We start from the raw sequence: 13,070 nt of genomic DNA, 5'->3' as shown, positions 1-13,070 counted from the left end.
ATGTACGCTACTATTTCTCTGTTCACGAGTTTCACCCTTCTCGTGACCGCGATTCCGTGCGCGGCACAAGAAAGCAAAGTCGCGTGTCGCGATGCGTACGAGGAATCGCAAGTGGCCCGCAAAAATGGGGAGCTGCTCTCCGCACGGGCCAAACTTCGCATTTGTGCGGGGGAAACGTGCCCCGGCATCGTGCGTACGGATTGCATCGAATGGCTCGGACAGGTCGATCACGCCATCCCCTCGATTCTGGTCGAGGCGAAATCCGACGAGGGGGACGTCTTCGACGTTGCCGTTGCACTCGACGGTCGCCCTATCGCAAGTAGCTTGGACGGGCGCCCCATCGAGCTCGATCCTGGATTGCACACGGTACGATTCTCCAGGGAGGGAAAGCCCAGCATCGAGCAGAAGATCCTCGTGCGCGAAGGCGAGAAGAGCCGAACCCTCGTGGCAAACTGGCGCCCGCCCCCAATTGCCCCCACGGAGCCGCATTCGCCGGTACAGGGCGATTGGGTTCGGCCCATCCCTGCCCCTGTATTCGTGTTGGGCGGCCTGGGTCTCGCCGGCATCGGTGGCTTCGCCACGTTCGCGGTGCTGGCGGGAAGAAAGAAACAAGAGCTCGCGGATACGTGTGCACCATTCTGCTCGGCCGATCGAATGCAGGCCGTCCGAACCGATTATTTGCTGGCCGACATCTCGCTCGGCATTGGGATCGGAGCACTCGTGGGGGCGACGTTATGGTTCGCCGTCCGACCGGAGGTACCGCGCGACGAAAAAGAGGAGGGCCGAGACGAAAGAAGACGACAACATCCAAAAGCCGGCCATGTTCGGATGCGGGTGGGCCTCGGTTTGGGGCGACTCGACGTAGCCGGCAGCTTCTGAAGGAGCTGACCGGTCGAGGAGCACCCGAGGAGTAGGCAGATGTTTTTTTCGCGAAGGCATTTCTCGAAGCTCGTCATCACGACGCTTCTCTCGATGGCGGTGAGCTGCACCGAGCAGCCGGGTCGCGATGCGGACCAACAGCATCACGGGCAAGTCGAGATATTCTCGAACTGGACGGCGGGAGGCGAAGAAGAAGCGCTGCGGGTCATCGTCGATGCCTACGAGCGGAAATTCCCCAGCGTCACCGTCATCAACGGGGCCACGTCCGGCGGAACCATGGCGCGCGAACTCGAATTGCGAAAGCGCATGACCGACAACCTGCCGCCAGATGTCTTTCAGGTTCACGGCGGGCGCGAGTTGATTGGGGTGTGGGTCCAGCCCAAGGGCATCTCCGACGACTCGGCGAACAAGATGGAGGACCTGACCTTTCTCTTCGACGAGGAGGGCTGGAGGAGGGCCTTTCCACCGCGACTACTCGATATCGTGAGCTTCCGACAACGGATTTACTCCGTCCCGCTCACCATCCATCGAGGCAATGGTGTATTCTACAACGTTCACGTTTTTGCGAAGCATGGCATTCGTGTGCCGAAAACCGTGGAAGAGCTGAAAACTGCCGCCACAACGCTCCAGGCGCGAGGGGTAACGCCCTTCGCGCTGGCCACGAAATATCCCTGGCCCATTCTCATGATGTGGGAGGACTTGTTGCTCGCCCGTGGCGGCCCTGCATTCTTCAACGACTATTTCGCCGGAAGGCTGCGCGGAGACGAGGCGATCGTTCGAAGTAGCTTGGAGGATCTGAATGCGCTTTTCGGATTCGTCAATACCGATTCCGGAACGCTCTCGTGGGACCAAGCCGCCAAAAAGGTTGCCCTCGGAGAAGCCGCGATGACCTTCATGGGCGATTGGGCCAAGGGATTCTTCAGCTCGGAGAAAGGCGGGCGTCTCGAACCGCAGACGGACTTCGACGTATTTGCGTCGCCCGGTACGGAGAAGAGCTTCATCGTGATCACCGATACATTTTGCCTCCCGAGGGGCGCCACGTCGCGTGCGAACGCCATCGAGTTCATTCGGTTGGCCGGCAGCAGGGAAATTCAGTCCGCGTTCAGCATGAAAAAAGGCTCCATCCCCGCGCGCAAAGACGTCGATGCCTCGAAGTTCGATGCGATGGCGCGCGCCACGATTCGCGATTTCTCCACGGTGGACCTTGTCCCGAGTCTCGCGCACGGCTCGGCGGCCGACGAGGAGTACGTCACCTCGACGGGCGCTGCACTCGCTGCATTCTTCGTCGATCGAAATGTGGAGAAAGCCTTGGGCGTTCTTCGTGCAACTTACGCGCGCCTTCGATGAATCCCAGCAGCACCATGCCTCCTCTCGTGCGATTGGCTACGACCGGCATCATCATGGGGGCCTGCTACATCGGAGCGTGCACCTTCACGGCGGAGCTCGATCCGCTGGACAATGGTCAATGTGGTACGGGCCAGAAAAGCTGCAACGAGCGGTGCGTGGGCTTGGCCGACCCGCGCACCGGATGCTCGCTCGACACATGCGCACCGTGCTCGCTGGCCAATGCCACGGCGCGATGCGCGCCGAACGGCACCTGCACCATTTCGGCGTGCCGCCCCGGATTCGAGAATTGTGACGAAAACGGCCTGACCGGGTGCGAGACGGACATCGATTTCGACCCCAATCACTGCGGGAGCTGCCGAGGGAAATGCGATCTCCCCAATGCGCTCGCAGGATGCACGAACGGAGCTTGCGTCGTGGGTTCTTGCCTGCCCCATTGGGGCGATTGCGACGGCAAGCCCGAAAACGGCTGCGAGACGCCCATCGACACGAATTCTCTGCATTGTGGCCAGTGTGGAAAGACGTGTGCCCCGAGTCACCAATGCGTGATGTCGCACTGCACGTCGGGCGAGGGTGGCTGACCCATGGTGCAATTCGAGCCCGAGGGCGATGCCCCGCCGATGGATGGTCGGCATCTCGTCATTGGAGAACTCGGGCATGGCGGGATGGCTCGCGTCTACCTGGCGGCGCTGCGCGGCCTGGCGGGCTTTCACAAGTTGGTGGTTTTGAAATCGCTTCGGCGGTATTTGGCGGACGATCCGGAGTTCTACGAGATGTTCCTCAACGAGGCGCGGCTGGCCGCGCGCCTCAATCATCCGAATGTCGTCCAGACCTACGAGGTCAACGACGACGGCGGTGTACCCGTCATCGTCATGGAGTACCTCGACGGACAGCCGCTCTCCCAAATTCTGCTGCGTGCACGCAAAGGTGGCAGATGCGTGCCGATGGCCATGCTCCTGCAGGTGCTCGCCGACACGCTGGCAGGCCTCCACCATGCGCACGAGCTCGAAGACTTCAACGGCCAGAAGCTCCAATTGGTGCACCGCGACGTATCACCGCAGAACATCTTCGTGACCTTCGATGGCTGCGTAAAAATTCTCGATTTCGGTATTGCCAAAGCCATGGCCGCGCCGGGCATGGACACGGAAATGGGGAAGGTCAAAGGCAAGGTCCGATTCATGGCGCCCGAGCAAATCTCGGGCAAAGTCGATCGGCGCGCCGACATTTTCGGCGTGGGCGTCATGCTCTGGGAAGCGTGCACGGGGCAACCGCTCTGGAAGGGAGAGTCGGACGTGCGCATCATGCGCAAGCTCGTCGACGGCGACATTCCCCACCCGCGCAGCCTGAAGGCGGATATCTCGCAGAATCTGGAGCGGATCTGCATGAAGGCGCTGGCACCGCATCCGGCCGATCGTTATGCCACGGCGGCCGACTTCGCGAATGCGCTCGAAGAGGAGTTGCGCCGCACCAACGCGCGAATCGGATCGCGCGATATCGGTCGCTTCGTGGCAGAGCTCTTCTCCGATGTACGCGCTGCGCGAAAGACGGCCATCGAAGCGCAACTCGGGAAGTTGGATACGTTGACCTCCGGACATTACCGCCTTCTCGTCCCGGTGCCGCTGGCACATTCCGTTGCATCGACCCCGCCCATGACCGAGCCCACGCCGGTGTCTTCCAGCAAACCAGCGAAACGCCCCCGGGCCGCGGCCGTCTTGCTCGCCCTCGCATTGCTCGGGGCGCTCGCCACCGTGACGATTCGATTTCTGCGCCCGGCGCGTCTGCCACAAGACCAGGTTCGCGGGACCGAGACGGGCGTCGAAACCAATCGGCCCCTTCCGTCGTCGCCCGCTTCGGCAGCCGCGTCGGACGAGATTACCATCGAGCTCGCATCCTCGACGCCAGGCGTCACGCTGTTTCTGGACGAGGAGAGGCTGCCGACCAATCCATTCCGCCGCAAGGCCACACCGGACGGAAGCGTCCACGCGCTTCGCGGGCGGGCGCGCGGCTACCATTCGGGCAGCGTTCAAGTCACGTTCGACAAGAGCTCCACAGTAACGCTCACGCTCGCGAAAGCGGCGGCGTCCAGCCCGCCGCACCCATCGGCGCCGGCGCTGGCACCCACGCCAGTGGCGCCGGCCAGCTCGGCCGCATCGGGTCCAAAGGCGGCGAATTGCGCGGCACCGTATTACATCGATGATCGCGGAATCAAAAAGATACGGGCCGAGTGCCTTTAGTAATGGGAGTCATTCAGTTGAAGACGGAACGATCTTCACGACCAATTCCGAGTTGCCGGATTCGAATTCCACCCGCGCAACGAGAGCGCGGACCACGCTGGGGCCGCCGGCTAACTCGCTTGTGCCCCGGGCGGTGGCCGCAAGACGAAGCCACGCTTCGAGCTGTTCGGGCGTGCGGCACGCGAACAGGCGTTCCCGCAGCTCACTGGAAACCTCGACGTCGCGCGCCTCGAGCACGAGCAGAATGCTTCGCACTTGGGCATCCGTCCAGCCTTCCACGTATCCTTGTGAATAGCGAAGTTCGGAGATTGTCTCGTGCTCCCAGTCCATCTGCACCTGCATATGGCCGGCGAGTCGCGCAACATAGGAGAAAGTGATGGCTCGATCTCATATGGCATTAACGGCCTTGGCAGCGATCATGCCGTGGCTCGGTGCGTCCTGTTGCTCCGCGAGGGATCGGGCGCCCTCGAACCGAGGCACCGGCAGCTCTTCGCTCGTGCGGGCGAATCAGGAAGTGGGCGACGTGATCGATGTGGCGCGTCACGGTGATGCGCTCGATCTGACGCTTGGCTCGGGGCAAGAAACCGATCATCTCGATGTGGTCGTTCTCGCGCCCGACGTGGTCAAAGTGGAATACCGGCCGCGCGGTCAAGCCGAGACACCGAGCTTCATTGTCGACCCCCACGGGCGCTGGCCGGCGGGACCGCACATCCTGGATGCCGACACGCAGTCGGATCCCATCACCGTGCGCACCGGGGGACTTCGCGTGGAGATCGCGCGCCATCCCGCCCGGGTTGCCGTTTTTGGTCCCGACGGCCAGTTGCTCGTGCGGGAGCAGGCCAGCGGGGGAATTCAACCGGGCGGCGTGCGCCTCGATCGCGCGCCGGGCGAGGCGCTCTATGGAATGGCGGGCATCGCCCTTCCGGGAGACCCTCACGATCCGAAAGTGACCATGGAGGACAACATGGTGCGCAACGCGGGCGCGAGCGTGAAGGCCGGGGCGCAAGGCAACGGAGGCGCCCCCATCGCGTTCACGACGCGCTACGGCCTGGTGGTCGATTCGGTGGACGGCGAATTCGATGCGACGGAGAGCACGTTGGATTTTTCCGGCGCGTCCCGTGAGGCCACGGCCTTTTACGTCGTAGCCGGAGGACCCAAGGACACGATGCGCGCGACCGCGATCCTGAGCGGCCGCGCGCCCATGCTGCCCAAATGGGCGCTTGGCTTCGCCAACAGCGAGTGGGGCACGACCCAGGACGAAGTGACGGAAATCGTCGATACGTACCGGGCAAAGGGCATTGGACTCGATGCCTTCGTTCTCGATTTCGATTTCAAAGCATGGGGAGAAGACGACTTCGGCGAATTCCGCTGGAACTCGACGAGCAATCCGGGCAACGTTCATCCCAACAAGTTTCCTGACGGTGCATCGGGCAAATTCGCGCACGATATGGCGGCCAAAGGGGTCACGCTCGTGGGAATCATGAAACCCCGCATCCTCATCGAGAACGTGGACCACGAGCCGACGCGGCAGGCCATCGAAGCCGGAAGCCTCGACTGCTTTTATCCGGGCCAGGACCCCTACGAAGAATATTTCTCGGGTCGCTACGCGCGGGATATCGACTTTGCCGGGGAGACCTGCCGAAGCTTCTACTGGACGCACGCAAAACCGCTCTTCGACACGGGAATCGCCGGCTGGTGGAACGACGAGGCCGATGCCATCGGCGCTTTCGTCCTGAATTCCCTTCAGCACGCGAACATGCAGCGCGCCCTCTACGAGGGCCAGCGGTCCGTGTCCGACAAGCGTGTTTTCTCGCTGAGCCGCAATTACTACCTCGGCGCCCAGCGCTACGCGTATGCGACGTGGACGGGCGACATCGATGCCGGCAACAACGACGGACCGAAGGCTTTCGCGACCATGCGCGAGCAGCGCCAACGCATGCTGACGTTGGTGAACGTCGGCCAAGCGTGGCCCACCATGGACACCGGCGGCTTCGGGGGACACCCCACGCCGCAGGCGTACGCCCGATGGATGCAGTTTGCGGCACTCATCCCCATCATGCGCGTGCACGGAACCTTCAACGAGCAGCGCCAACCATGGGTTTACGGCCCCATTGCCGAGCGGGCGGCCACCGCAGCCATTGCTTTGCGGCACCGCCTGCTCCCTTATCTCTACGCCTACGAGCGCACCCTCTACGAAACGGGCGTCGGGGTGATGCGGCCCTTGATGTACGACTACCCCTCCGACCCGAGGGCTACCAACGACGTCGCGGAGTGGATGCTCGGAGACTTTCTCCTCGCGCGCCCCGTCGTCGAGGAAGATGCCACGTCCGTCGACGTCTATTTGCCCGAGGGCTCACGCTGGATCGACTACTTCCGCGGCACCGTCCATCCAGGCGGGCAAACACTGCACTATGCCGTCGACGCGCACAGCTGGCTCGATATCCCTCTTTTCATCCGAGAAGGGGGCATTCTTCCCAGCGGGCGCGGGGTGCTCGACATCTACCCATCGAGCCACGGGACATCGTTCGATGTGTACGACGACGACGGCTTGACCTATGCCTACGAGAACGGCGTGTACTTTCGGCAAACGATCTCCGTCACCACAGACGGGCGCAAGGTCACCGTTCGAGGGGACGCCGCCGAGGGATCCATGGCGCCCAGATTCAGCTCGTATCGGCTCCGTGTCCGCGATCCTCGCGATCTGCACACCGTCCGCGAGGTGCGCCTGCCCGCGGGAACCGCCGACACGGTGCAGGTGGATTTCACGAATTGAGATCGCCAACTACGAATCATCGCGTTCGCATTGATTTCGAATGAAGCATCGATTCGCCCGCAGCCATTGCATTTCAAAGGCAGCAGGTTGTCATGATGCAACACGTGAAGCGATACTCGGTCGAGGCGCTCGTCGTCCTCGCACTTCGCGTCGAGGAGGCACTCGGGCGGGTCACGGAGCAGGTGGCAATCTTGAACGATGCCCATGCGCGCTGCGATCCGCTCGAAGACGCCTCCTTGGCTCGTTGGGACCGTTTTTTCGGTCAGGAGATGGAGTGGCTCGCAGCCCGCGAGCGTTATCTCACTTCATGCTCGGAGGGCGCCTCGAGCAGGAGCGAAAGGCGAAGGATAAGACGATTGTTGGACGATCTCGAGCAATTGAGGGCCGTATTGACCGCTGGTGAACGGCTCGTCGATGCCATGACGGAGCGCAATTCCAAAAGGTGGTGCGTGGCGCGCAAATCCTCGGATCATTAGAGAGAGGCTCCGTCGCCACCATAAATACCGAGTTGGCCGTGATCGTTCGACCCCCAACACTGGAGAAGACCGTTGGAGCGTAGCGCGCAGGTATGCCGGCTGCCTGCAACCAGCTCCACGGCACCCGAGGGAATGACGAGCTCCACCGGTGAACGGACACCGTCGGCCTTGTAGTTGCCCCAGCAATGAACGGCGCCCGCTCGAGAGAGGGCACACGTGTGGCGCTCGCCCGCGGCCAATGCGACGATGTTCGTGAGTTGGGGAACCCGTCGAGGCGTCAAGAACTCGTCGGAATCGATGGCGCCGGCCTGCCCATCGTCATTTCTGCCCCAGCACTGCACGCCCCCGGATACGATGGCACACGCGTGCTCGCTTCCGACGGCGACGCCGGTAACCTTGGTTTCGAGGCCCATAACCGGCGTCGGTCGCGGTGCGGGGTGGGACGTATCGTTTTCAGGTTGGCCGCGGCCGTTGTCGCCCCAACATTTCAATGCCCCCGCGGTCGTGACCGCGCACGCGAAATGCCCGGACTGCCCCGCCGCCAAACTTTCACCTTCATCGCCCATCTCGGGCACTTCGTCGTCGTCCAGCCCGAAGCATTTCGTTTGCCGGCTCGTCGTGAGAGCGCACTCGAAATATTGGCCTAAGGCAACCGTGGCGATGTCCGAAAGACCCTCGATGGGACGCGGTGTGTCTTCGATACTGTGTCGCAGGATGCCGTCCGTCGATTCTTCGTACACCGTATCGCCCCAGCAGAGGACTTCGCCATTCCTCTTTCGCGCGCAGTGAGCGTCTCCTCCACCGAAGATCGCGTCGACATCGCGGTCTAGCCCCCACACGTAGTACTCTCGGCTTGCATCGATGTTCTGACGATCGCCCGCGCCCCGCTGCCCCCGTTCCTTGTCCCCCCAGCAGAATGCGCCGCCTTTCGAATCGATGGCGCATGTACTCGTGGCACCCGCGGCAATTCGGGTACGCACCGGGGCGAGGCGCGGCGGCTCTTTCTTTCCAACGGGCAGACCTCCATCGGCGCTAGCCGCGCCACCTCCGGGATCCGGCGGTAAGGCCGGCGCACCGGCCTTTTCCTCCGGCGGATAGAGCCCAACCTCGGAGGTCGTGATGCATGCCTCGAATGCAAACAGCATGATGACGAGCCAAGAGGCTCGCCACGCCCCACCCGCCTGCGGAAGGTTCATGGTGGCGTTCACGATGGCTTCTTCGGAAGGCTAATGCCAATTGATTCGCTCACATGGGTGCTTTTGAAGTTCGCGAAGACGCCGTCCCCGATAACGCATGGCCTCGATCTCTTCCTCGGCTCTTGCGTTCAGGTGGCTGAAATCCCCACCCGCGAGCGGGGAAATTTCGGTAACCAGACGGTCACCAGGAGCCAACCGACCGTACTTGCGCTGCCACTCGTCGCTCACATGTTGCTTGGCCCACCGACATGGGTCGTCGAGAATCAGGTGCGCCCAGTCATCGATGGTCTCCGCAATCACCCGCGAGGTCGCGCGATCGACCGTCAAGAGCGATATTCTTCCATCGATGCATTGGAATTGATTTCCGAAGCAATCCTCCGCGAAATGGATACCGCGCGCCGCGGCGCCGTAAAACTGCTTCCAGCATTTCGGCGAGTTCCACTCGATGAGGCCGGGTTCGCGGGGCGTTCCGGCGTCCGAGAAGACATGTAGAGCCTGGTTGAACGCGTAGAAGCCATTCTTGATCGCCAAAAGGCTACTCACGGCATGGGCGGATTCGTCGTCTCCAAAGGCGGCACGAAGCCGCGCGATGTCCACCTTCTGGCCCACGATGGTGCTGCCGCCGATGCGGCAAAGTTCACGCACGAATTCCATGGCATCCGGTCCTGTGGTTCGTGACTCGATGCGACGATCCTTAATGGCCGCTCGCGTCGAAGTTGTTCAATGAACCTTCCTGGCGCGATGTCGTCCGAACGTGCTCCTCGAACGGCCAAACGTGCGCGACGGCCTCGACATGGGGCCCCATGATTGGGTCAGAACCAAGCAATGCTTTTGAAGGAGCATGGAGAGAGCACGATGAACGACAAGCGTAATCCGGTGACGGTGATGGGATTGGGGCCAATGGGCCAGGCGATGGTCCGTGCATGGCTGAAGAAAGGTCACCCGACGACCGTGTGGAATCGCACCGCCAGCCGGGCCGACGATCTGGTTCGCGAAGGAGCCATTCGCGCGGACACGGTTGCCGATGCACTCGCCGCCAACGAATTGGTCATTCTCAGTCTGACCGACTACCAGGCCATGTACGATATTCTTGGCGAGGCCAGCCATGCCCTCGCGGGTCGGGTCATCGTCAATCTGAGCTCGGACAGCCCGGAAAAGACGCGCAAGGCGGCGGCGTGGCTGGCCGAGCGCGGTGCGCAACTCATTGCTGGAGGCGTGATGGTTCCGGCGCCCCTGGTGGGCCAAGAAGCCGCGTACGTCTTCTACAGCGGGCCGCGCAGGTTCTTCGAAGTCCACCAATCGACGTTGCAGGTCATCGGACGAGCGGATTACCTCGGGGAGGATCATGCCCTGGCGCAGCTCCATTACCAGGCCCAGCTCGATATCTTCCTAACATCGCTGTCGGCCTATCTTCATGCCGCTGCCCTCCTTCGCTCGGCGGGTGTCTCGGCAAAGTCGTTCGTGCCCTATGCGGTGGACAACTTCAACTCGATCTCTTCGTACTTGGCCGAGGCGGCGAAGCACCTGGACGAAGGCCGGCATCCGGGCGAGCTCGCCAACGTCACCATGATGGGAGCCACGGCCCATCATATCGTCGAAGCCAGTACCGAAGCAGGTATCGATATCGGTCTACCGGCGGCCGTCAAAGCCCAATACGATGGTGCCATCGCCGCGGGTCGCGGGCACGAAAGCTGGACGAGTCTGTTCGACGTGATTCGGAATCCAACCGCGCGCGGGTAAGCCTATTGCGTTAGCGATGCCTCGGGTTGCAATCGGGCGCGCGCCTCGATGGCGTAGGGCGAATTGGGATGAAGAAGCTGCAATCTCTGGAGCGTACGGAACGCGTCCGTGCTCCGTCCCAGAATGGAGAGGACCTGCGCCTTGCCCCACATGGCTTCGGCCGCGAGATCTCCTTGCGGACTGTGCCTCAAGTAGCGATCGAAGTGCTCCAGCGCCGCGGCATGCATGCCCTGGCGCGTGAACAGGAGCGCGAGGGCCATATCCGCCGAACGCGACTCCGGCGTTCCCGGATAGCGTTTTTGCAATAGCTCATAGAGCGCTATGGCCTTTGGAACGGCCCCTACCCTGCGCGCGCGCCCGGCGTCGGCAAAAAGCGCCGCCGACTCGCTCGTCGGCGGTGCCGATTTGAAGCCGGGCCGCGGGGCACGCTCGATGGGGCCATCTTTCGTTTGCAGCGGCGCCGCCGTATCCGACGGGTCCGCGTCGTCGGATTCGCTCGTTGTCGCGGGTTCGGGATCGCCCGTGGATACCTGCACCGATTCCGGGGTCGGCGCCGGCGCGTCGGGCGCATGCAGCAGGCTGGTGGCCACCCCGGTCAAGACGACGCTCGCGATGCAGGCGACGAGCGGCACGACGAGCACGGACCATTGCACCGCATCCGTCTCGTCCTTCGTCGTCGCGCGTTCCCCCACCGTTCGTTCAAGGAACGCGTTCGCGCCCCTGCTGTCAAGCTGGTCCTCCGAGCCCACCGTCGAGGTGAGCCCGAATGGCATCCAAGATCGTCGAGCCCCAGGCCGGTTTCGGCACGATCAACGGCGCAGCACGCCCAGCCAAGAAAGGGAGGGCCTGAAAAGGCTTCGGCTCCCGGGTCACGAGAACGGGAAGCATGCGAGGACGGCGCGAGCGAAGCTCGGCGAGGGACGCGAGGACGGCGTCCGTCGCAAAGTCGTCGGGAAACAAAACGAGGGCGGCCACGCGGACGGGCACGAGCTTCGACGCGTCGGCCAACTGCGCCGTGCTCCGCACCTCGATGCCCGCCGCACGCAGGTAGCGCTCCAGACCATCCCGCGTTTCCGGATTGTCGGAGACGATGGTGACGTGGAGCGCTGGATTCTCGGGACGAGACGGCATGCCAATCGAAGCTTCAGCAACGGCGATGCCATCGAAGATTCGCGCGTCGATCGGCGCATCGCGTTCCGCCGCAGGGCGCTTCGAGCATGCATCGGCCGCACTTGCGACACTTTGTCGTAGCATTTCGAGGTCTGACTATTGGGCGAAGGCCATCGCGTGGCCTATCCTGGTCCCATGCCTCGTGCGAAGCGCCAGCTCGACGTCGTTCTCCAACCGGTGATGCAGTCGACCGCGATGCGCGATCTCGACCGCATCATTCGCAAGGTTGCCGACAAGGACGTGATCGTCACCTTCATTGGCGAGAGCGGCACGGGGAAAGAGGTGCTCGCACGGCGCATTCACGATTTGTCCCCGCGCTGCGGGGGACCGTTCATTCCCATCAATTGCGCGGCCATCCCCGAGGCTCTGTTCGAGAGCGAGCTATTTGGCCATGAAAAGGGCGCCTTCACCGGTGCTACGGATCGCGCGCGGGGCAAGGTGGAAGCGGCAGCCGGCGGAACCTTGTTCCTGGACGAGATTGGCGAGATGCCCGTCGGGGTTCAAGCGAAGCTTCTACGCTTCCTGGAGAATCGCAAGTTCATGCGTGTCGGCGGAACGACGAAGATTGCCGTCGACATCCGGCTGATCACGGCGACCCTGCGGCCGCTCGAGGCGGAGGTGAAACTCGGTCGATTCCGCGCCGACCTTTTCTATCGCATTCAGGGCATCAGCCTGGACGTTCCTCCGCTGCGGGACAGACTTGCCGATCTGCCCGTTCTCGTGCGCCAATTCATCGCGACGATATCGGCCATGCACGGGACCAAGCCGCCCCGACTCACGCGAAGTGCGATGGCCGCTCTCCGCAATTACTCCTGGCCCGGCAATGTCCGGGAGCTGCGCAATCTCGTGGAACTCGTTTGCCTTCTGCGCGATGGCAAGCAGGTTCGCACGCGCGATCTGCCGGTCGCCTTGCGCGAGGCTGCCCCGATGCCTCCGACCCCGGCGAACCTCGTCGCCTCGCCTGGGCTCGAAATTCTCGAAGTGCGCCTCGACCAGCCGCTCGAAGAGATTATCGATCTCATCCTCCGTGCCGCGCTCGATCTCGAGGGAGGAAACCGCTCGCGGGCGGCGCGCCGGCTGGGCATCAGCGTTCGAACGATGCAGCGCTACGCCTCGCGTGCGCCGCATACGCATTGACGACACGAGAATCGCGTGCTTCTCGCTTTGAACAGAGCGTCGTTCGCTTCAAAAGCTACGACAAAATGTCGTTTCTAGCCGATCGAGCCTCCGAACGGCCCCAAAGGGGCCGGCGCGGGTC

General features: G+C 62.8%; 13 protein-coding genes. 8 read left to right on the top strand and 5 right to left on the bottom strand.

Translation table 11 applies throughout. The features are described 5' to 3' along the window. From LZC95_05265 to LZC95_05250, 4 genes are read left to right on the top strand one after another with little or no spacing between them, the layout of a single operon-like run. Complete coding sequence (locus tag LZC95_05265; GenBank protein ID WXA96244.1) at nt 1-879, top strand: hypothetical protein; 879 nt, start codon at nt 1-3, stop codon at nt 877-879. A 39-nt stretch (nt 880-918) separates the two neighbouring features. After that, nucleotides 919-2,226 (top strand): ABC transporter substrate-binding protein, encoded by a 1,308-nt coding sequence (locus LZC95_05260; GenBank protein ID WXA96243.1) that lies wholly within the window; start codon nt 919-921, stop codon nt 2,224-2,226. Then, nucleotides 2,223-2,804 carry a hypothetical protein gene (locus LZC95_05255; GenBank protein ID WXA96242.1) on the top strand — a complete coding sequence of 194 codons (582 nt, stop codon included), beginning with the start codon at nt 2,223-2,225 and terminating at the stop codon, nt 2,802-2,804. The genes LZC95_05260 and LZC95_05255 overlap by 4 nt, the downstream gene beginning before the upstream one ends. A gap of 3 nt (nt 2,805-2,807) precedes the next feature. Further along, a complete protein-coding gene (locus LZC95_05250; protein WXA96241.1) occupies nt 2,808-4,457 on the top strand; it encodes a serine/threonine protein kinase in 1,650 nt (549 codons plus the stop codon). A 9-nt stretch (nt 4,458-4,466) separates the two neighbouring features. On the opposite strand, the gene LZC95_05245 is transcribed toward LZC95_05250, so the two are convergent. Further along, nucleotides 4,467-4,787, bottom strand: coding sequence for a hypothetical protein (locus LZC95_05245; GenBank protein WXA96240.1), 321 nt, complete (start codon nt 4,785-4,787; stop codon nt 4,467-4,469). A gap of 46 nt (nt 4,788-4,833) precedes the next feature. Between LZC95_05245 and LZC95_05240 the strand changes: the two genes are divergently transcribed. Together LZC95_05240 and LZC95_05235 are read left to right on the top strand one after the other, a co-directional pair. Further along, a complete protein-coding gene (locus LZC95_05240) occupies nt 4,834-7,230 on the top strand; it encodes a DUF5110 domain-containing protein (GenBank protein WXA96239.1) in 2,397 nt (798 codons plus the stop codon). A gap of 92 nt (nt 7,231-7,322) precedes the next feature. Continuing rightward, nucleotides 7,323-7,706 carry a hypothetical protein gene (locus LZC95_05235; GenBank protein ID WXA96238.1) on the top strand — a complete coding sequence of 128 codons (384 nt, stop codon included), beginning with the start codon at nt 7,323-7,325 and terminating at the stop codon, nt 7,704-7,706. Here LZC95_05235 and LZC95_05230 read toward each other — a convergent pair. Beyond that, nucleotides 7,703-8,914 (bottom strand): hypothetical protein, encoded by a 1,212-nt coding sequence (locus LZC95_05230; protein ID WXA96237.1) that lies wholly within the window; start codon nt 8,912-8,914, stop codon nt 7,703-7,705. The two genes, LZC95_05235 and LZC95_05230, sit on opposite strands and share 4 nt — an antisense overlap. Nucleotides 8,915-8,932: 18 nt before the next feature. Continuing rightward, on the bottom strand, nt 8,933-9,556 hold the full coding sequence (locus LZC95_05225; GenBank protein ID WXA96236.1) for a hypothetical protein: 624 nt from the start codon (nt 9,554-9,556) through the stop codon (nt 8,933-8,935). A gap of 201 nt (nt 9,557-9,757) precedes the next feature. Between LZC95_05225 and LZC95_05220 the strand changes: the two genes are divergently transcribed. Beyond that, nucleotides 9,758-10,642 carry an NAD(P)-binding domain-containing protein gene (locus tag LZC95_05220; protein ID WXA96235.1) on the top strand — a complete coding sequence of 295 codons (885 nt, stop codon included), beginning with the start codon at nt 9,758-9,760 and terminating at the stop codon, nt 10,640-10,642. Between the two features lie 2 nt (nt 10,643-10,644). Here the strand turns inward: LZC95_05220 and LZC95_05215 are convergent, their stop codons facing one another. Both LZC95_05215 and LZC95_05210 read right to left on the bottom strand, forming a co-directional pair. Continuing rightward, nucleotides 10,645-11,334 carry a tetratricopeptide repeat protein gene (locus LZC95_05215; protein ID WXA96234.1) on the bottom strand — a complete coding sequence of 230 codons (690 nt, stop codon included), beginning with the start codon at nt 11,332-11,334 and terminating at the stop codon, nt 10,645-10,647. A 34-nt stretch (nt 11,335-11,368) separates the two neighbouring features. Then, nucleotides 11,369-11,896: a hypothetical protein gene (locus LZC95_05210; protein WXA96233.1), complete on the bottom strand. Its 528-nt coding sequence runs from the start codon at nt 11,894-11,896 to the stop codon at nt 11,369-11,371. Nucleotides 11,897-11,947: 51 nt separating this feature from the next. Between LZC95_05210 and LZC95_05205 the strand changes: the two genes are divergently transcribed. After that, on the top strand, nt 11,948-12,949 hold the full coding sequence (locus LZC95_05205; GenBank protein ID WXA96232.1) for a sigma-54 dependent transcriptional regulator: 1,002 nt from the start codon (nt 11,948-11,950) through the stop codon (nt 12,947-12,949). The last annotated feature ends 121 nt before the right edge of the window (nt 12,950-13,070 follow it).

It is taken from the genome of Sorangiineae bacterium MSr12523 (assembly GCA_037157775.1).
In the GTDB taxonomy this organism is placed as follows: Bacteria; Myxococcota_A; Polyangia; order Polyangiales; family Polyangiaceae; genus Pendulispora; species Pendulispora brunnea.
This window is presented reverse-complemented; position numbering and strand designations above follow the sequence as displayed.

Excerpts from the sequence above, each read along its gene's own strand:
- LZC95_05265 (WXA96244.1), top strand. The coding sequence starts at position 1 with ATGTACGCTACTATTTCTCTGTTCACGAGTTTCACCCTTCTCGTGACC.
- LZC95_05250 (WXA96241.1), top strand. The coding sequence starts at position 2,808 with ATGGTGCAATTCGAGCCCGAGGGCGATGCCCCGCCGATGGATGGTCGG.
- LZC95_05220 (WXA96235.1), top strand. The coding sequence starts at position 9,758 with ATGAACGACAAGCGTAATCCGGTGACGGTGATGGGATTGGGGCCAATG.
- LZC95_05205 (WXA96232.1), top strand. The coding sequence starts at position 11,948 with ATGCCTCGTGCGAAGCGCCAGCTCGACGTCGTTCTCCAACCGGTGATG.
- LZC95_05210 (WXA96233.1), bottom strand. The coding sequence starts at position 11,896 with ATGCTACGACAAAGTGTCGCAAGTGCGGCCGATGCATGCTCGAAGCGC.
- LZC95_05225 (WXA96236.1), bottom strand. The coding sequence starts at position 9,556 with ATGGAATTCGTGCGTGAACTTTGCCGCATCGGCGGCAGCACCATCGTG.
- LZC95_05260 (WXA96243.1), top strand. The coding sequence starts at position 919 with ATGTTTTTTTCGCGAAGGCATTTCTCGAAGCTCGTCATCACGACGCTT.
- LZC95_05235 (WXA96238.1), top strand. The coding sequence starts at position 7,323 with ATGATGCAACACGTGAAGCGATACTCGGTCGAGGCGCTCGTCGTCCTC.
- LZC95_05255 (WXA96242.1), top strand. The coding sequence starts at position 2,223 with ATGAATCCCAGCAGCACCATGCCTCCTCTCGTGCGATTGGCTACGACC.
- LZC95_05240 (WXA96239.1), top strand. The coding sequence starts at position 4,834 with ATGGCTCGATCTCATATGGCATTAACGGCCTTGGCAGCGATCATGCCG.
- LZC95_05245 (WXA96240.1), bottom strand. The coding sequence starts at position 4,787 with ATGGACTGGGAGCACGAGACAATCTCCGAACTTCGCTATTCACAAGGA.